A 19,833-nucleotide genomic window follows, 5' to 3' on the forward strand; every position below is an offset into this window, starting at 1 on the left:
GTTCATGCTTGAGATAATAGGACGTTAATATACCTGGAGTTCGAATCATGATACAATGTGAAAGATGTTAGGAGGAACGAATTATGTCAAAATATACTGATTATAATTTTCAGCCATTTTTGCAGGACGCAATTGCAAGACTTGGCTTTACAGAACCAACGCCGATTCAAAAGGAAATCATTCCGCTACTATTAAAAGGAAAGAGTGCAATCGGACAAGCGCATACAGGGACGGGAAAAACACATAGTTTTTTAATTCCGATTGTGCAACGAATTAATGCTGACAAGCAGGAAGTACAAGCTGTTATTACGTCACCTACACGTGAGCTTGCACAACAAATTTTTGATGCGTTAAATCAATTAATAGAAGGAACAACTATTCAAGCGAAACTATTTATTGGAGGTACGGACAAACAACGCTCCATTGATAAATTAAAAACGCAACCACAAATTGTTGTCGGAACACCAGGACGTATTCGTGATCTCGTTGCAGCGCAAGCGTTATTTGTGCATACGGCACAAATGTTAGTTGTCGACGAGGCAGATTTAGCCTTCGATATGGGCTTTATAGAGGAAATCGATGGTTTTGCTTCCCAAATGCCAGAAAACCTTGAAATGTTTGTATTCTCAGCAACAATTCCAGAAAAGCTTCAGCCTTTCTTAAAAAAATATATGGAAGCACCTGTTCATATCCATATGAACGATAAACGCCCGGTCGCAGAAGGAATTGACTTTGTGCTTGTACCAGTGCGTTCTAAATCACGTAACAAACGTTTGTTAGAAGTCATTGAAGGAATCAATCCATTTTTAGCGGTAATTTTCACCAACACACGTAAAACAGCAGAGCACGTTGCTGGCTACTTAAATGAAAATGGGATTCGCTGTGGTCAAATACATGGTGACTTAAGTCCACGTGATCGTAAGAAAATGATGAAACAAATTCGAGAATTGGACTATCAATATATCGTTGCAACAGATCTTGCAGCGCGTGGTATCGATATTCAAGGAATTTCACATGTCATTAACTACGAAATTCCAGAGGACTTAGAATTCTTTATTCATCGTGTGGGACGTACAGCGCGTGCAGGGAATAAAGGAACGGCTATCACTTTGTTTGAGCCATCAGATGAGGATGCAGTAGTACGCGTTGAGAAGATGGGCATTCCATTTGTTCAAAAAGACGTAAAAGATGGCGAATGGTCTGAACTAAAAGATCGCCATGCACGTAAAAATCGTGTGAAGCATGAAAATGAAATCGATGCAAAGGCTAAAGCATTAGTGCGGAAGCCGAAAAAAGTAAAACCAGGCTACAAGCGTAATATGAAATGGGAAATGGAAAAAGTTAAAAAACGTGAACGTCGTTTAAAAGCTCGCGGTAAAAAATAAGGAGGCATTCAAATGCTACTTGGATCACATGTTTCAATGAGCGGAAAAGAAATGCTGCTCGGATCAAGTAAAGAGGCCCTTTCATATGGGGCAAATACCTTTATGATTTATACAGGAGCACCTCAAAACACTCGTCGTAAGGCAATTGCTGACCTCAATATAATGAATGGTTTACTACACATGAAAGAGCATGGTATGACAAATATTGTTGTCCATGCTCCATACATTATTAATATTGCGAACACAGAAAAACCTGAAACTTTCCGTCTAGGTGTAGATTTTTTACAAACTGAAATCGAACGAACAGCAGCGTTGGAAGCAACACAAATTGTATTGCATCCGGGTGCCCATGTCGGTGCGGGAGCAGACGCAGGGATTGCCAAGATTATTGAAGGTTTAAATGAAGTACTGTCACAGGATTACCCTGTACAAATCGCATTGGAGACAATGGCGGGGAAGGGAACTGAATGTGGCCGTTCCTTTGAAGAACTTGCAAAAATTATAGATGGCGTAACGCATAATGAACGTCTTTCAGTTTGCTTTGATACATGCCATACTCATGACGCGGGCTATAACATTGTAGAAGATTTTGATGGCGTCTTAAATGAGTTTGATAAACTAATAGGTGTTGATCGTATCAAAGTCCTGCATATCAATGATTCAAAAAATGTCCGTGGTGCAGGAAAAGACCGTCACGAAAATATTGGCTTCGGTCATATTGGCTTTGATGCATTAAAAAATATTGTGCATCATCCACAATTAATGGAGATTCCTAAAATCCTAGAAACTCCATTTGTTGCTTTAAATAGTGATGCTAAATCAAAATCGGCTCCTTATAAGCATGAAATTGAAATGCTTCGTAATGGAGAGTTTAAACCAGCGTTAATCGATGCTCTAAGAGGATAGAATAAAAAGTCCGAAATCAGCGTATTTGCTGATTTTCGGGCTTTTTTTATCTCCATGGTGATGAGATGAATGCTGATGTGATCCTTTATTCAATGGGTGTCTAGACACATACTGAAATAGAGGACGCTGTCTAAGATCGCCACATCCTGTGGTACTTTATCTGTGCGACAGCTACAATTACGCCAAGGCGGAATTGATTATTTCGTAAACAATGCAATTAGTTGTCTGGAACGCTTTCTACCTAAAACAGCTTCTACCTCTACAAGAATATCTTTTGGAATACCTAAAAAGAGCCACGTAAATGAGAATTGCTCCAAATAAGGACGGAGTTTTCTTACTTCAGAAGTAGTAATTTCAAATCCTTCAGCACGTGCAATCGCAACAACTTCCTTATCACTACTTTGTGTTAATTGCTGTAAAAATTGAATACTCAAAGCTAATCCTCCTTTTAAAGTTGTTTAGTTTCTTGAAGAAAATCACTCTTGTGAGTCGTGACAGTTATGAAAACCCTTCACATTAAAAGTGTTAGAATCAATGCCTGTTAAAAAATAGCGCGGTTCAAATAACAAAATACAGTTTTATTTTTCTAATCAACACGCATGATAATCTTAATTCTGGTCATCACCAAAAGCTTGGATGACATTTGTTAAAACGTATGCCTTAAGTTGATTGGAGTGGAGGCTGGGCGACTCCTTGGGGGTTAGCGATATAGATGAACGAAGGCTAAAACCATCACATCCTGTGATAACGCCTTGTCGCTACGTTACACTACGCTTTCGCACAAAAAACATCCGTTGCCCCAAGCGGCTCATCGGACGCCCCCAGGAAGCTTTTATCTGTGCGAAAGCGAAGCGTCAGCAACAAATGTTATTTTCTGTGCGAAAGCGAAGCGACAGCAACAAATGTTTTTTTCTGTGCGAAAGCGAAGCGACAGCAACAAAGCGCCCAGTCGGAACGGAAATCAACTACACGTTATGGTGATGATTTTATTTTCTTTACAAAAACTGTACTTTCATTTATACTTACAACTTGTAAATCGTAATGATTTTGAATTAGAAAGAAGAGAACATACATGAAAAAATCATTAATTGACATTGAAAACGTGTCATTTCAATATGACTATACTCAAGTATTAAAAAATATCTCTTTTCGTGTAGAAGAGGGAGATTTTTTAGCACTTCTTGGTCCGAATGGTTCAGGGAAATCTACATTATTAAAAATTATTCTAGGATTACTTAAACCAATGTCTGGAGAAATAAAGCTATTTGGTGTACCAAGTTCAACTTTTAAGCATCGTGAATGGATAGGGTATGTGTCACAAAAATCTAATGCCTTTAATTCGGGTTTTCCAGCAACTGTCCAAGAAGTAGTGAAAAGTGGATTATCGAAAAAATTAGGATTGTTTAAAAGACCTGGACGAGATGCAAAGGAAAAAGTGTTAGAAGCATTAAAAGCTGTTGGAATGGAAGCATTTATCAATCGTAATATTGGTGAGTTATCTGGTGGGCAACAGCAACGTGTCTTTATTGCAAGAGCATTAGTTAGTGAACCGAGGCTACTAATATTAGATGAACCAACTGTCGGCATTGATCATGAGAATGTGCAGTCATTTTATGATATGCTGGCGAAATTGAATCGGGAACAGGGAATTACAATGATTCTTGTTACACACGATGTTGATACAGTGTCTAATCGTATCAGTCATGTGGCATGTTTAAATCAAACTATACATTTCCACGGTTACAAAAATGAATTTGATACAATTTCTCATGATGCGCTTGATGCTTGGTATGGCCATTCTGTGAGAAAGATTCACTAGAAGGAGAAGGCATAATGATTGAAGCAATTTTTAACTATGAATTTTTACAAAATGCCTTTTTCTCTGGGCTATTAATTGGCATATTGGCACCGCTATTAGGTGTTTTTATTGTCGTTCGCAGGCTTTCACTTATTGCCGATGCCTTGTCACATGTGACACTGGCGGGAATAGCGGGAAGCTTATATATCAGTCAATCTGTTACAGCATTAGCGATGCTAAATCCGATTTACTTAGGCATACTAGCCTCTGTCAGCGGTTCAATTTTAATTGAGCGTCTTAGACGTTTATATAAGCACTATGAAGAGCTTGCTATTCCAATTATTATGTCTGGTGGCATTGGTATTAGTGCTATTTTCATCTCGCTTGCGAGTGGTTTTAGCACGGATTTAATGAGCTATTTATTTGGTTCAGTGTCAGCTGTATCACGTCAGGATTTATGGGTAGTAGTAGGAATTGCTGCCGTTGTCATTATCTTTTTATTTATATTTTTTAAGGAACTTTTTGTTTTATCTTTCGATGAGGAATATGCAAAAGCTAGCGGTCTGCCTGCACGTTGGATTCATCTCTTGTTTATGATCGTTACAGCGCTTGTTATTGCTGCAAGTATGCGCATCGTCGGTATTTTACTTGTATCATCACTTATGACGTTACCAGTGGCTGCTGCAATGCGACTTGCAAAGGGCTTTAAGCAAACAATCATTTATGCAATTGTCTTTGGCGAAACGGCTGTGTTAATCGGTTTAGTCAGTGCTTTTTATTTAGATTTAGCACCCGGTGGTACAATTGTCGTTACTTCTATCTTAATTTTGTTGCTTGTAATACTAGTGAAGAAAATGGTATTTAAAATGGCTACAAAACGGGAGGAGGTAGCGCAGTGAATGTTTCAAGAGCGTGGGAAATTTTAAAAGAAAACGGCTTTAAAAAAACAGATAAGCGTGAGTTAATATTAGATATGTTTGCAGCAACAGATAAATATTTAACTGCTCGAGATTTATTAGATGTTTTGAAAAAAGATTTTCCAGGTATGAGTTTCGATACGATTTACCGCAACCTCTCAACGTTTGTGAAGCTAGGAATACTGGAGGAAACTGAGTTATCTGGGGAACGAAATTTCCGTATGCATTGTGAATCTGAACATCATCACCATCATTTTATTTGTATGGATTGCGGCAATGTTAAGGAGTTAAATCTCTGCCCTATGGAAATGCTTGGAGAAAAGCTGCCAGACTATGAGATTGAAAATCATAAATTTGAAATATATGGTAAATGTCCAGAGTGTAAGCATGAAACATTGTGAATTCTGACTTGACAATATTTGAAGAGAGGGGTAGTTCCAAGTGAGGTTTCATTTGGAACTACCCATTTTATTGTATATATGCTGTTATACATGTAGTTTCAATTTTTTTGTACAAAGGTCTTCCCCGACTAGTATTGCGCATCACTTTAATAATCTATGATTTTTGAGTGAAAGGAGATTGGTAATATGTCCGCTAGGCATTTAAAAAGATGTATTTAAATATTGAATAAAAGGTATTTGCTGCTTCACAGGTATTTGTCTTCTTTCCATAAATAATAAAAAGACGAATGATTACGTTAAGTAAAACATTCGTCGATTTTTTATCTTTATTCAGTGAAAGGGTCCAATCTCTGAAGGTGAAGATGACTGGCGAATGTGTGGTCCCTTTTCAGTAGGTATCCAAACACTTACTGAAATAGAGGAACGAACGCCACGTCCTAGGCGAAATTGATTATTTTTGATGTTTTTGTTGGAATTCTACCATAAAGTCACGTAATGCTTCACAAGCCTCTAATGGTACAGCATTGTAAGTAGAAGCACGGCAGCCGCCTACAGAACGGTGTCCATTAAGTCCAACAAATCCTGCTGCTTTTGCTTCAGCAAGGAATTGTTTTTCAAGCTCTTCATCAGCAACACGGAAAGTGATGTTCATTAAAGAACGGCTTTCAGGTGTTGCATGACCTGTATAGAATCCATTGCTATTGTCAATAGCATCATAAATTACTTTTGCTTTTAATTCATTATGCTTGGCAATTTCAGCAACACCGCCTTTTGATTCTACCCATTTTAATACTTCACCTAACATATAGATACCAAAAGTTGGTGGTGTATTGTATAAAGAGTTGCTGTCAGCATGCGTTGAATATTTAAGCATTGTAGGAATATTTTTATTCGCTTTCTCTAGCAAATCTTTGCGAATAATAACGACTGTTACACCAGATGGACCAAGATTTTTTTGAGCCCCTGCATAAATAAGACCAAATTTACTTACATCTACTGGTTTAGAAAGAATATCACTAGACATATCCGCGATTAATGGTACATTACCTGTCTCAGGGAATTCCTTCCATTGTGTACCGTAAATCGTATTGTTTGAAGTGATATGCAAATAGGCATCCTCTTCATTGAATTGGAGGTTTGCTAAAGTTGGGATATTGCGGTATTTATTTTCTTTTGTACTAGCAGCTTCAACAGGTGTCCCAAATAATTTAGCCTCTTTGAAAGCTTTTTCAGACCATGATCCTGATAACACGTAGCTTGCTTTTTGATCTGCTTGTAGGAAGTTCATCGGTATCATAGTAAATTGAAGACTAGCTCCACCTTGTAGGAAAAGGACTTCATAGTTCTCTGGGATAGCATAAAGCTTTTTCAATAAAGCAATTGCTTCATTATGTACTTCGTCGAAAATGGCACTGCGGTGGCTCATTTCCATAATTGACATGCCTGAGTCACGGAAGTTTACTAATTGTTGTTGGGCTTTTTCTAATACTTCTAGTGGTAGGGCAGAAGGGCCTGCGTTAAAATTGTATGCTCGTTGTGTCAAAGTGGTACACTCCTTGTTTGTTTTATAAGGTCAAACCTTAATCAGTTTAGTCCTTACTAATTGGTTAATGAATCTATCGGGCTTTTACAATCAGTTCATAGTCATCTAGCTAACTTTTTTAATTTAAAGATAATAGAATAAGCGGATTACTGACCGTTAAAAGCACTTTACTGGATTATAACGCAATTTTCAAGAGAAAAAATAAAATTCTCGCTATTCGAGCAGAATAATGACAGGCTCGCAATAAAATGTACACAATTGAGTTAAAATTCATAATAGCGTTTTAGCTTTAAATACGAACAAACTGAAACGGAGTCGTACATATATGAGTTAATATTTCGTGATTTACATATTGCTAAAACGGAGTGATAATAAAATGTTCGTGTTTGTTTAAATGAAATTTCTTCTGTCAAATTAGTACTCGCTTGTACATTCCACCCCAGAAGGACGCTTTCCGTAGTATAGTCTAAGTTCTTATAGGGTAAAGATGGATACATTTACAGGTAGAAAGGAACACAAAAAAGCGGCCAACGTTGATTGCTTTTTAAGCATTAATTAAGTTTAATGGACGAAATATCTCTAACCTTGAACATAAACCAAGTAACTTTAGGTATAATGAATTGTGAATACTGCTATAAGGGGTGTTTTAAATGTTTACAATAGAAGAAGCGTGTTTAGTTGTCGTCGATGTACAAGGAAAGTTAGCGACAATTGTTGATGAAAGTGAAGCGGTGATAGAAAATGTGGCCAAGCTGGTACAAGCTATGCAAGTATTAGAGGTACCTATTTTATGGCTCGAGCAAAATCCTAGCCGTTTAGGTGGGACAGCGTTAAATATTGCTCAGCATATTCAAGGTCAACAACCTTTAGCTAAAATGGCTTTTAGTGCATGCCAGGAACAAGAGTTTGTCGATGCAATGAAGGCAAGTGGTCGTTCTCAATTTATTGTGACAGGTATCGAAACACATATTTGTGTCTATCAAACGGCCATACAGCTAAAAGAACAAGGGTTTGAGGTTGAAGTTGTTGCAGATGCAGTGTCCTCTCGTACAAAGGCCAATAAAGAGATAGGGCTTGAGAAGATGAAGGCACTTGGAATTTTACCAACAAGCATGGAAATGATTTTATACGAGTTATTACAACGTGCAGATCATCCACATTTTAAAACGGTGCTACAACTCGTTAAATAACAAAAAACTCATCATAACGATGAGTTTTTTTGTTATTAAGCAGGCATATCAGTGGGTGTTGGTTTTGCGTAGCCTTCTTTATATGTGTTATCAATTGTTTGACGAATTTCTTTTAGGCTCATACCATCTTTATGCATTTTTGCAGACTGTACAGCAATTTCTAGGCAAACGAGACAACGAGTACCATGATCATCCCAAACAATTGTGCCATCCTCACGTTTTTCCTCAATAAAGCAGTTTAAATTGCTTTTATGTCCAGCTGATTCACCACATCCACAATAGCATGGCATCCATTCTAAAATCTCAGTAGACTGACCAGCAATTTGATACACTAAGCGAATATCTTCTGATTTATTATCTAAAAACGATGGTAATAAATCAGAAGATGCAGTTTCCTCCTGAATATCTCCGGAAGCATGTCTATGGTCTTCATGTGAAACTTCTTTTTGCGCTGCATTTTTTTCAACAACCTGTTTATCTTCACCACAAGCACTTAACACTAATAACGACAAAGTAAAAATAGATAGTAGTTTTTTCAACAAAAGCGCCTCCTACATGTTTACAATACTTCCATTATAACATCGTTCGTTTTAGAATTTACAAGAAGCACTAGTGAAAATTAATGAAAAATATCTAATCCGCGTGTTTTGTTCATTAAAAGTTCCATTTTCTCACTCAGTAATTTTTTCATGAAGAAACCAAATAGAATGAAAATGAGCCAGAAGAAAGATAAAAAGGCAAGATCAATCCAGACCTTTGACCAAATAATACCACCAACTGCTTCTCGCATCATTCCAATTGCATAAGTGAACGGAAGAAATGGATTTATCATTTGGAAAAATTTTGGTAGTAATTCTACAGGATATGTGCCACCGGAACCTGCAATTTGCAATACTAACATGACAATGGCTAACGCTTTTCCAACATTTCCGAATACGGATACTAGCGTATAGACAACTGTAATGAACACTAAACTAATAAATAGCCCAAATGGAATAAAGAAGTAAGGAGCACTAATTGATCCATCTAAAATAACAATATCACCTATTGTGATAATGAGCGTTTGAATAAATGAAAAAGTTGCAAATGTTAATAAACGTCCAAAGTATATTTGGCGAATACTATATTGAGTATTGTCGTGAATATCTACAGATAATAGAGAAATTAATAATAAACAACCAACCCAAATGGAAAGCACAGTGTAAAACGGTGTCATAGCCGTTCCATAATTAGCAATTGGAAACATTCTATGTTCCTTAAGCTTAATAGGCTCCTCAAAAAAATCTCGCTCAGCGTTAACGTCGTTTTTCAATAATTGAACGATTTCAGAAATATCAGCTTCGCTTTCTAATTTTCTCAGCTTGTCTGCAAGAGCTTTAATTTTTGTACTTAATGCAGGAAAATCTGATTGTACTGTACCAATGGTCTTATTAGCTGTGGCTAACATATTTTTAGCATTTGTTAAACGATCTGTTGCTTGAGGCAGTATACTTTTTACTTTTGTTAGCATGGTTGATGCATTTGTTAAAGTATTTTTCGCAGAAGCCAAGGTCGTATGAATTTGTGGCTCTAGATGATCGTTATAATTCGTAAGGAATTGATGAAGATTGTTAGAAGCATTTTGAGCAACACTTTGAACATCAGCAAGATCTTTTTTTATCGTTTCGACATCAATATTATTTAATTGCTGTATTTTAGTTGAGGCGTCCGTTAATAAAGTATTTAGCTGATTTAATGTTGTTAAAGAACTTAAAGAATAATCAGTAAAACTAGGATTTGCCTGTAAATCTCCACGTATAGCTTCAAGTTGTTCAATAATTTTATTGTTAGTTAGCAAAGTCTTAACATCATCTGAATTGCTTTGCTGTAGCGCCGTCAGGATGTTTTGTACCTTGTTTTCAAGTTGTTTTCGAGTCGAAGCATCAGCTTGTGTTAATTTTTGAAGTGCTTCAAGTGTTTGGATGCTAGTATTTACTTTCTCACGAGATGCATCTAGTTGGTTTTTAATCGTATCCTTTATTTGTGCAAGAGCAGCTGTATCTATATTAGCATTTTGTAGCTTCCCTATAATATCTGTAAATCGTTGAGCAATATTTTGCACAGATTCTAGATCTTTCTTTACGATAGGGGACAGCTGATTGAATAATGTATCTGCTTCATTCATCAATTTTAAACCTGAGCTGATAGTTGTTAGACCATCATTTGCTAATTTTCCAACCTCAGGAACTTGCGTAATCGTATGATTCAGTAATGTCTCAGCTTCTTTTCCGCCATTAGCAGTTTTCGCTAAAAATGTTCCGATATCTGGAAGATGGTGTTCAATGGTAAAAATGTAATTTTCGAATTTTTTAAAATCTGGAATTTCCTTTTCCATTTCAACACCGACTGTATTAAAAATAGAAAAAAGTGTTCCATTAACGGTTGAGATAAACTCGCTAGATACTTGTTGCGTCAGGCCACTAGCACCTTTACTTGTAATTTTAGGTGCAATTGGATTTATTTTTTCATTTACATAATAATCGATATGCGCTTTAGTAGGCACTTTTGAAAGTATGGAGGTTAGTTTTTGAGAAAAATCACTAGGGACAACTATAACCGCAAAATAGTTACCGTTTTTTAAATTATCAAGTGCTTGTTCATGAGAGGTAAATTCCCAAGTAAAGTTTTGATTGGTACTCAAATTGTCTACTACCTCGTTACCGACATTAATATCTTCTCCTCTAACATTCGCTCCTATGTCTTCATTGACAATAGCAATCTTCATGTTGGATGTATGAGCATAAGGATCCATAGATGCATAAATATTGAGCCAAGCATAAAGAGAAGGTAAAAAAATGAGCCCACCAATAATGACAGCAACTACCCAATTTGTTAAAATATTATGGATATCACTTTTATAAATTTGAAAAATATTTCGGATAGTGTGTTTCATATTAACCACTCCATATTCGTATTGAGCATTATATATGTATGTTCCCAAATTTGGGCCAAATTATGTTTGAATTATGGAAAAACTTATTTTCAAAGACTTATTAGTTTACTAGGTTTTAAAAACACATTATAATCAATTGCGAATACACTAAAACTAGGGTTTTTTAGTGTGGAAAGGGAGGAATACATTTTCGTGAAAAAACTACTAATTATTGGCTCAGTAATTGTTTTGTTATTTGCAGTAATTATTGTGCTAACAAATGTATCGAACAAAAGTAAGGTAACAAGTGCAAATAATCCTTACGGCGACAAAGAACTGAAACAAGAAACCATTGATCAATTGGATGACAAAAATTACCAAAATATTATGTTGCCCGACGAGCTTGAAAAAAAAATAAAAGCTGGTGAAGATGTAAATGCTTATTTCTTCAGTCCAACATGTGTGCACTGTAAAGCTTTTACACCCAAGTTAATGCCTATGGCTAAGAAGCTTGGTGTTGATATTGCTCAATTAAATGTTTGGGAATATCAAGATTTATGGGATAAATATCATATTAATGCGACACCAACTTTTATTCGTTTTGAAGGTGGTAAAGAGGTTCAACGCTTTGAAGGTGCCTTATCAGATGAAGATTTACGTACATTTTTAAATAAAGAAGTATTGAAAAAATAAGTAAAGCTGAGACTGTATCAAAAGTTATTTTTGAACAGTCTTTTTTTATTGCTAGTTAAAGCCTCCGGACGCAATTATGCCATAATGGATTTTTGTAGTGTATACTAAATATACTGAAGAGTTGTACATTGGAGGAATATTGAATGACAATGGATGATTATTTTTATAATGGTGAGCTAATGAAGTGTTATGAGGCGGCTAAGCAAGTTACAGATGACAATGAGAAAGCGTTAGCTGATAAATATATTAAATTATTAGAAGAGTATGATTTTACTTGCTATCCAAAGCCTGCATTGGATGTTGAAACTCAACATGCAGAACGAGCGGATGAAAGTTATCCTGAATCGGATACCGTAGTCGAAATTCGTGCGATCAAAGATGAAACAGAGTTTTCAAAGCGTATTAAAGAACTTGAGGATGTAGTAACAACAGGTACCCCAATTGAAAAGGCACAATCATATTTTACACAAGGTGAACTATTTTTGTTTGCACATCATTATAATGAGAGTGTCCATTGTTTTAGACAAGCAGTGAAAGAAAACCCTAACAAGGCGTTATATTGGGGCATCACGGGTCAAACGATGCATCGCTTTGGGTGGATGCCATTCGATGCACTTGGTTACTTAGAGCAAGCTATTAACTTAGATTCGAAAAATGCGCGTTGGAAATGGAATAAAGCACTTGTTCTTATTCAATTAGCGAAAGATTTGCAGATGGCACCGTTTATGGCAAATGCTGCAATTATATTAGAAGAGGCAATAGCTGATTGTGGCAAACATCAGCATTCCTTAAAAGATGCTATCCAAAATACAATAGATAATATGGATAGCTATGTATTTTCGTAGTAGATAGAAGATGTCTCAAAAGCTGAGGCATCTTTTTTTCTTTATTCAGCATCTTTTTTTTTAGCGATATTTTTATCCCGAAAAAGCCCGATTAGTGAAGATTAATAATTAGTGTAGGATGAAGAACCCCTCCTACTGATTAAAGTTTCACTTTATTGTCCTGAATTTTTGTTCTTTTTTGGTTAAAAAGTCGATACTTCATAATAGTTTTATAGTATAATTATCCTAAAACCATCAATAAAGCAGTAGATGGAGGAAATTATTTAGAGCTTAAGAAGGGAGTTATGATGTGGAAATTTAATGAGGATTTTTCATTTGTGAAGCAGGGCAATCAATTCATCCTATTATCAATGATTTTATTCATCGTAATGGGTTTGGGTAGCGATAAATTTTATGGGATATTTGGAGAGAACAATTATGTAACGATTCATTTACTGATGGAAATGCTTATAACTGTAGTGACAATGTCTATTTCAATTCAGACATGGTTAATTACGCCTTATATTTTATCGAATAGAGTTCTCTATGTTGGGGCATTATTTTTAACGATTAGCTTATTAGAAATGGCTCATGCACTTTCCTATAAAGGAATGCCATTTTTTATTACAGAAAGTACGCCGTATGCATCAACATGGTTTTACATGTTTTGTCGATTACTATTATCGATTGGTTTTCTCATTATTTTTTTTATAAAGGAGAAGGAAATAAAATTAAGTTATCGTTGGTTTATTTATAGCTTGCCGTTTGTAATAATCACTGGTTGTTTTGTCGTCATCTATGCTCCATCGCCTATATTGCCACCACTTTTGATAGAAAGTGAAGGTCCTACTGTTTTAAAAAATACTTTGCAATATATAGCTGTAGCGATACATTTAGTGATTATGGTCCTGATGCTTAAAAATTTTGAAAAAGCACCTAAAATAGTACTTTTATTATTTGGTAGTTCGATTTATTTAATCATGAGCGATTTTCTTTATACAATTTATCAAGATGTTTATGATATTAAAAACTTCATTGGACATATTTTTGAGTTAGGTGCATCTTATCTTTTATTTAGAGCTATTTATTTTTCATCTATCGAAAAACCTTTTCAGCAGTTAGTTGATACACAAGAGCATTTAGAAAAATCTCGCGAAAAGATGCATCATATGGCTTACCATAATGAGATTACGAATTTACCAAATGAACGTTTTTTAATGGAATCATTAAAGAAAGATTTAGACATATCTAAATCCCAAAAGGCAATTCTTGCGATCGGTATAGAAAGAATTCCTGCTATTAAAGCGTCTTTAGGTAGTACATATGCAGACCAAATGATAAGTCTAATCGCGCAAAGATTGAAAAATGTTTTACCAGAGAAGTATTTACTTTGCTTGCTGAGAGAAGATTATTTTGTCGTTTATATTGATGAGGTGAATAATACCCATCAATTGACGCAGCTTAGTCAGCAGCTTCAATTTGTCATGGAAGAATCATTCCAAATACAACATTTTTCTCTCAATAGTCAATTAAATATTGGTATTGCTTTATTTCCAACAGATTCTTATAGGGAAGAGGAACTTATTAGATTTGCACTCTATGCTATGCATGAAGCGCAGAAATCTCCAACTCGTCTACGGTTTTATGAGTCCTCAATATCTAAAGAGACGACGGAACAACTTTTATTAGAAAATGATTTACATGATGCATTAGCGAAGCAAGAGCTTTTTTTAGAATATCAACCGCAACTAGATTTACATACGGGCCAAATTAAGTCAGTAGAGGCTTTAGTCAGATGGCAGCATCCAAAGAAGGGGTGGATTTCGCCGGGAGTCTTCATCCCTATTGCTGAGGAATCGGGATTAATTATTCCTATCGGACAATGGGTACTAGAAACGGCCTGTCAACAAGTAAAGAAATGGGAAGCAGCGGGATTGCCACCGATTAAAGTAGCGGTCAATCTGTCATTAGGTCAACTTTTTCAGCAAAATTTAGTTGAAATAATTCATCATGTTCTTGAGAAAACACAATTAGAGCCGAAATATTTGCAGCTAGAGATAACAGAGAGTATGACCATCAATATTGATCATATGACGACGATTTTACAAAAATTGAGGGCGCTTGGTGTTACGATCGCAGTAGATGATTTTGGGACAGGCTATTCGTCATTATCTTATTTGAAGGATTTTCCTATAGATTGTTTAAAAATTGATCGATCTTTCGTTCAGAAAATACATTCGAACTCTACAGATAAAGCATTAGTGGACATGATTCTCTCTATGGCAAAGCATCTACAGTTAAAAGTAGTTGCAGAAGGAATAGAAGAGATAGAACAGCTAACATATCTAATAGACAGTAAATGTGATACTGTACAGGGCTTCTTATTCAGCAAACCTGTACCTCCACATATATTACAGGAGAACTATCAAACGCTTCACAAAAATGCAAAGTCTATTTTAGATTCAATTACTACATCTGAAGTCTAAAATGTTCATACAACATCCTTGTTTCATCTTTTGACGAGGATGTTTTTTTGGTTAGCTTGTAAAAGTATGAGAGCTACATGGCAGACCTAAACGCTACCCGTTTATTTCTATTCTACAATCATGGTATGATAGTGAGGAAATGATTTGTAGATATAAAGGACGGGTTTTTTCATGGCACAAGAAGTGGCAAATAAATTTATTGAAAATGTATGTAATCATTTAGTGCGCAATATGAATATTACGAAGGTTGAGGAGCACTTTAAAGAAGTAATAGAGATGCAGCGTAAATCAGCACAGTCTCAAATTGATTTTTGGGATATGTTAATGATGAATATGCTGTATTTTACTGAAAATGAGCAAATTTGGGAAAAAGAGTTTTTGAAGATGCTCGAAAAGAAAGAGTGGTTAAAGACCACTATACTTGAAGAAGAACTATTGATGCATCAAATGCGAATTCGTCAGCAAGTTGCAGAACAAATGGATGCCGCTAAAGAATTATTTCATAAGCAGTATATGACAGACAATGTGACAGAGGAAGATATTGTTTACGATTATGCTTATAGCTCTGCTGGACATTCAATGCGCGTAGATTTATTAACGGTACTTGTCTCAACTCCAGAGCAATCAAAAGTGCTATTTAACGCAGATCCACAAGAAACGATTCGTATAATTAACGGCTATATTGCTTATCACACTGACGGGATTATAAATAAGACAAAATTACTGTAATTTGGCTCATTACAAAAGTTGAGATAATAGTTGTCATGTATATAGGTCGATCGTAGTACCTTGAGCGAACCGATAGAAGAATAAAGGCTAAAAGTATACGTTCTATTATTACGATTTCGTACATAAAAACATTGTGTTCCAAGTGTCTGCTCGTACGTCCCAAAAACTATTTATGATAACGAAGCAATCCTGTTTTGTCTAGCTATTTTTTGCAGTATAATAAGGTGACACAAGTTCACCTGAAAGGAATTTTTTTATGAATACACCATTTACATTTAAACATACACAACCAACGAATATGGATCCAAATAGAAAATATCCAGCGATTTTTTTATTGCATGGAATGGGAAGCAATGAAGATGATTTACCACAATTAGTGCAGGACTTTAAAGAGCAATGTCATATCTTTAGTTTACGAGGACCTATTACGCAAAAGCCTGGCTATGCTTTTTTCACAATCCAAGACATCGGTAAACCAGACCGTGAAATTTTCGATAAAGTATTAGTGGCTCTACAACGATTTGTGTTAGAGGCAATTGATGAATATCAAATTGATCCACATAAAGTGTACATGCTTGGATTCAGTCAAGGAGCAGTTTTGGCACAGTCACTTGCTTTTGCAATGGGTAATTTAATTACAGGAATAGTAGCATTAAGTGGCTACACGCCGAAATTCGTGACAGAGGAATATGCAATTCGCCCAATCAATCACTTACATGCATTTATTTCTCATGGGGATTATGATTATGTCATCCCATCGCAATGGGGCGCTGAAAGTAAAGAACTATTTGAGCAATTTGGAGCTACTGTGACATTTAAGCAGTATGCAGACGGTCACGGTGTTACACCAGAAAATCTACGTGACCTAATTGCATTTTTAGCACAGGAATTACAAGATAATATTCAATGAAATGAAAAGCCGAGACACGAATGATGTCTCGGTTTCGTTTTATTTTTTAGTAGATCAAGCAAGCTCTATTTTGATAAGTTTCGATCTTTGTTAGTCACTGCAGCGACTGCATCGTGAATCGTTGTTTCAAAATGATTGCTTTGTAATGAGGATACACCTTGAATAGTTGTTCCTCCCGGTGAGCATACCTGATCTACAAGTGCCCAAGGATGTTCCTGAGATTGGATTATCATTTTTGCACTGCCGAGTACTGCATTTGCTGCAATATCAAGAGCCATGCTTTTTGGCATTCCTTCACGAACAGCAGCACGTGCTAACGCGTCAATATACATATAGGTGAATGCTGGTGAAGCTCCACCGATTGTTGTAAATATAGAAAATAGGTGTTCAGGGACCTCGATTATTGTACCAACTGTTTCAAACAGTGAAACGACATACTGTAGCTGCATATCTGATACTGGTTCACTTGCTGTAAAGCAGCTTGTAGAGGCACCGATAAGCGCATTAATGTTTGGCATTACACGAATAATGGGGGTAACTTCAGATAGATAACCCTGAAAATATGAAATATTTTTACCTGCAGCAATGGAAACAATGACATGGTTGTCTTGTAAATGCTTTTTCACCTCTGGTAAAACATCTGGTAACATTTGGGGTTTGACGCCGAGGATAATGACGTCACAATTCGACATAATATCTTCAATAGAGCTTGCGGCTTGAATACCGTAAGAGGTTGTTAATTTTGTTGTTTTTGCTTCGGTACGATTATAGCCATAAATAAAAGTAGGATTAAAATTTCCGCTTGTACACATTCCTTTAATAATGGCCGTTGTCATATTTCCAAGGCCGATAAATCCGTATTTCACGTGATAGACACTCCTTCGTATAGTTAAAAGCATACACCTTAGTATAGAGTAGATTGTTTTACTTGAATAGTAATATGCAAAGAATCAAGCCAATTAGGTTCAAATTCACGTCAGTCGGTGGTATCATAGAAGATGTTGTGAATGAACGTGTATCTCTATTTTCATTAGGTAGAATATAAAGAGTAAGAAAATCATGTACTTTATGTGAACATTGAGACAGACTCTATCTAAAAGGGGTAGAATAATAATTTGATATGTCTAACTTATTTCAGCGAATGTTTTTGTAACTAAAGTGCATCGGCAGTTACAATTTTTTGTAGCGAGCTATAGAAGTCAACCATCTCTATAGATGGTGATGAATGCGGGTGTAAGTGCCAAAATCCGCTGAATGGATGTCAAGGAATCGGCAAGGAGTTCTTAGTGCAAGTGCAAAAGCAGATTCCGGAAGCAATTATGCCGACGCATAATTAACCGCATGCAAAATTTGTCGCTTTCTAATGGTAAAGCGTGTAGAAATTAAGAGAGAAAAGGAATTAAGATGAATGGAACAAAATCTAAAAACGGAGCATAAACTACAATCTTCCAAGAAGTCCTCGCGCCCTTCTATTTTAGCGCAGACAGTAAAAACAGGAATCATTAAATCCAATTTAATTCCTATGTGGGCTGGTTTAACGCTAGGTATGTACAAAAATAAAATGACTTTTGTAGAGAATATACCTGAAATTATTTTCGCAACGATTGGCTCAGCGCTTGTTATTGGTGCTGCTGGAGCATTTAATAATGTGTATGACCGAGACATTGATGCTATAATGCCTCGTACGAAAAGTCGACCAACTGTTACTGGTGAAATGTCAGGTAAAACAGCGTTAACTTTAGCTTTTGCTATGCTTATTCTCGGGGCAGCTGTGTTGGCACTTGCTTCTCCATTAGCTGCAGGATTTGGTCTCTTAGGTGTATTTTTATATGTAGTACCTTATACAATGTGGACAAAACGTCGCACGATTTATAATACGGAAATAGGGAGTATAGGAGGGGCGGTTCCAGCTTTAATTGGTTGGGCAGCTGTTTCTTCTGAGATTACACATCCTGCGATACTTGGCCTATTTTTAGTTATGGTTATTTGGCAGATGCCTCATTTCTATGCCATTGCCATTCGTAAGCATGCTGATTACGAAGCAGCCGGTGTTCCAATGCTTCCGGTTGTGAAAGGAATGCGTCGTACTTACTATCAATCGAACTTTTATTTAATCTTATTGATATTATCAAGCTTTTTATTTGGCACTTTAAGTGTTGGTATTATGCTTGTTGCTCTATTGTTAAGCATTGCATGGCTTGTGATGAGTATTTACGGATATCATAGTAATAAAGATCAAATAAAGTGGGCGACAAAAATGTTTGTTTTCTCACTTATCCACATGACAATTTTATTTACAACAGTTATTGTGTACTCTTTAGTAGGTGTTATTTTTAAATTGTATTAAAACTTTTATCTTCATTTTAGCACGAAAAGCCAACAGGTTATTCTACACTTGTTGGCTTTTCCTTTTCCACCGATATTATTTGATGACTTGGCCATTCTAATGCGTGTAACTGACCTCCAAAAACAGCTCCACCATCTATACCGATGATATTATTTTCGCCAAAATAGACACTGTAATCTGTTGGATTATGGTGAAGTCTATAGGTAGGTGTATGGCCAAAGATTACAGTTTTCTCGCCTTGATAACCTACATGAAATTCTTCACGAATCCATAAAAATTGCAAGGGATCTGTTTCTGCCAAAGCTATGCCAGGAACTACACCGCCATGTACAAAAATGGCATCCTCTAATTCGATATAAGTATCAAAGGTTGCGATAAGCTGTAAATGTTCTTCGAGCTTTGGTAAAGACTGAATAAAGCTAGGTAATGTCTCATTTTCAATGACTTCCTTAAAATCTTCTAACTGATAACCATAGCTTGCAAGAGTTGCCTCGCCACCGCAAAGTTCCACCCAATGATTCCACGGCTTAGGATCGCCAGAGCGACAGGCTTTTAGCATAATGGCTTCATGATTTCCTAATAGAACACGTGCACCTTTTGCCTGCAATTCTCCGACTAAGTTTAGAACGCCACAAGATGCAGGCCCACGATCAATATAATCACCAAGTAAAAATAACTGATCTTGCACAGTATCATAATTAGCTTTTAATAATAATTCTTCAAAAAGTTCTAATTCCCCATGTATATCACTAATTGCTAGTATTCGATCCATAAAAGAGCATCCTTTCCAGTA

The 19,833-nt window shown here is 36.1% G+C and carries 18 protein-coding genes; 12 read left to right on the forward strand and 6 right to left on the reverse strand.

Features of this window, described 5'->3' with window-relative positions:
- The first annotated feature begins 83 nt into the window (after positions 1–83).
- Both ACIQZA_RS07215 and ACIQZA_RS07220 read left to right on the forward strand, forming a co-directional pair.
- Complete coding sequence (locus tag ACIQZA_RS07215) at positions 84–1,385, forward strand: DEAD/DEAH box helicase (RefSeq protein ID WP_402880892.1); 1,302 nt, start codon at positions 84–86, stop codon at positions 1,383–1,385.
- Between the two features lie 12 nt (positions 1,386–1,397).
- A complete protein-coding gene (locus tag ACIQZA_RS07220) occupies positions 1,398–2,291 on the forward strand; it encodes a deoxyribonuclease IV (protein WP_400936364.1) in 894 nt (297 codons plus the stop codon).
- Positions 2,292–2,488: 197 nt separating this feature from the next.
- On the opposite strand, the gene ACIQZA_RS07225 is transcribed toward ACIQZA_RS07220, so the two are convergent.
- Positions 2,489–2,725 (reverse strand): Nif11 family protein, encoded by a 237-nt coding sequence (locus tag ACIQZA_RS07225; RefSeq protein ID WP_053484617.1) that lies wholly within the window; start codon positions 2,723–2,725, stop codon positions 2,489–2,491.
- A gap of 638 nt (positions 2,726–3,363) precedes the next feature.
- Here ACIQZA_RS07225 and ACIQZA_RS07230 point away from each other — a divergent pair.
- From ACIQZA_RS07230 to ACIQZA_RS07240, 3 genes are read left to right on the forward strand one after another with little or no spacing between them, the layout of a single operon-like run.
- A complete protein-coding gene (locus ACIQZA_RS07230; RefSeq protein ID WP_142509826.1) occupies positions 3,364–4,110 on the forward strand; it encodes a metal ABC transporter ATP-binding protein in 747 nt (248 codons plus the stop codon).
- A 14-nt stretch (positions 4,111–4,124) separates the two neighbouring features.
- Positions 4,125–4,988 carry a metal ABC transporter permease gene (locus tag ACIQZA_RS07235; protein WP_142509825.1) on the forward strand — a complete coding sequence of 288 codons (864 nt, stop codon included), beginning with the start codon at positions 4,125–4,127 and terminating at the stop codon, positions 4,986–4,988.
- Positions 4,985–5,407: a Fur family transcriptional regulator gene (locus ACIQZA_RS07240; RefSeq protein WP_142509824.1), complete on the forward strand. Its 423-nt coding sequence runs from the start codon at positions 4,985–4,987 to the stop codon at positions 5,405–5,407. The genes ACIQZA_RS07235 and ACIQZA_RS07240 overlap by 4 nt, the downstream gene beginning before the upstream one ends.
- 451 nt (positions 5,408–5,858) lie before the next feature.
- Here ACIQZA_RS07240 and serC read toward each other — a convergent pair whose 3' ends face one another.
- On the reverse strand, positions 5,859–6,950 hold the full coding sequence (gene serC / locus ACIQZA_RS07245) for a 3-phosphoserine/phosphohydroxythreonine transaminase (protein WP_142509823.1): 1,092 nt from the start codon (positions 6,948–6,950) through the stop codon (positions 5,859–5,861).
- A gap of 650 nt (positions 6,951–7,600) precedes the next feature.
- On the opposite strand from serC, the gene ACIQZA_RS07250 reads away from it, so the two are divergent.
- Complete coding sequence (locus tag ACIQZA_RS07250; protein ID WP_400936360.1) at positions 7,601–8,140, forward strand: hydrolase; 540 nt, start codon at positions 7,601–7,603, stop codon at positions 8,138–8,140.
- A gap of 35 nt (positions 8,141–8,175) precedes the next feature.
- Here the strand turns inward: ACIQZA_RS07250 and ACIQZA_RS07255 are convergent, their stop codons facing one another.
- Complete coding sequence (locus ACIQZA_RS07255; protein ID WP_400936358.1) at positions 8,176–8,679, reverse strand: PCYCGC motif-containing (lipo)protein; 504 nt, start codon at positions 8,677–8,679, stop codon at positions 8,176–8,178.
- 80 nt (positions 8,680–8,759) lie between these two features.
- Positions 8,760–11,072 carry a YhgE/Pip family protein gene (locus ACIQZA_RS07260; RefSeq protein WP_400936356.1) on the reverse strand — a complete coding sequence of 771 codons (2,313 nt, stop codon included), beginning with the start codon at positions 11,070–11,072 and terminating at the stop codon, positions 8,760–8,762.
- A gap of 192 nt (positions 11,073–11,264) precedes the next feature.
- Here ACIQZA_RS07260 and ACIQZA_RS07265 point away from each other — a divergent pair, with 192 nt between their 5' ends.
- The 5 genes from ACIQZA_RS07265 to ACIQZA_RS07285 all read left to right on the forward strand — a co-directional run bounded on the left by ACIQZA_RS07265 (position 11,265) and on the right by ACIQZA_RS07285 (position 16,693).
- On the forward strand, positions 11,265–11,744 hold the full coding sequence (locus ACIQZA_RS07265; RefSeq protein ID WP_400936354.1) for a thioredoxin family protein: 480 nt from the start codon (positions 11,265–11,267) through the stop codon (positions 11,742–11,744).
- A 143-nt stretch (positions 11,745–11,887) separates the two neighbouring features.
- On the forward strand, positions 11,888–12,589 hold the full coding sequence (locus tag ACIQZA_RS07270; protein ID WP_400936352.1) for a tetratricopeptide repeat protein: 702 nt from the start codon (positions 11,888–11,890) through the stop codon (positions 12,587–12,589).
- 284 nt (positions 12,590–12,873) lie between these two features.
- Positions 12,874–15,054, forward strand: a complete 2,181-nt coding sequence (locus tag ACIQZA_RS07275; protein ID WP_400936350.1) for a bifunctional diguanylate cyclase/phosphodiesterase — start codon at positions 12,874–12,876, stop codon at positions 15,052–15,054.
- A 171-nt stretch (positions 15,055–15,225) separates the two neighbouring features.
- Positions 15,226–15,783, forward strand: a complete 558-nt coding sequence (locus ACIQZA_RS07280; RefSeq protein WP_142509816.1) for a hypothetical protein — start codon at positions 15,226–15,228, stop codon at positions 15,781–15,783.
- Between the two features lie 256 nt (positions 15,784–16,039).
- Positions 16,040–16,693: an alpha/beta hydrolase gene (locus ACIQZA_RS07285; RefSeq protein ID WP_402880887.1), complete on the forward strand. Its 654-nt coding sequence runs from the start codon at positions 16,040–16,042 to the stop codon at positions 16,691–16,693.
- 65 nt (positions 16,694–16,758) lie between these two features.
- Here the strand turns inward: ACIQZA_RS07285 and proC are convergent, their stop codons facing one another.
- Positions 16,759–17,559, reverse strand: coding sequence for a pyrroline-5-carboxylate reductase (proC, locus tag ACIQZA_RS07290; RefSeq protein WP_402880886.1), 801 nt, complete (start codon positions 17,557–17,559; stop codon positions 16,759–16,761).
- A gap of 542 nt (positions 17,560–18,101) precedes the next feature.
- On the opposite strand from proC, the gene cyoE reads away from it, so the two are divergent.
- Positions 18,102–19,040, forward strand: a complete 939-nt coding sequence (gene cyoE, locus ACIQZA_RS07295) for a heme o synthase (protein ID WP_402880884.1) — start codon at positions 18,102–18,104, stop codon at positions 19,038–19,040.
- A gap of 37 nt (positions 19,041–19,077) precedes the next feature.
- Here cyoE and ACIQZA_RS07300 read toward each other — a convergent pair whose 3' ends face one another.
- Positions 19,078–19,812, reverse strand: a complete 735-nt coding sequence (locus ACIQZA_RS07300) for a metallophosphoesterase (RefSeq protein WP_400936341.1) — start codon at positions 19,810–19,812, stop codon at positions 19,078–19,080.
- Positions 19,813–19,833 lie beyond the last annotated feature (21 nt).

Source organism: Lysinibacillus sp. NPDC096382, assembly GCF_044762845.1.
Classification (GTDB): Bacteria; Bacillota; Bacilli; order Bacillales_A; family Planococcaceae; genus Lysinibacillus.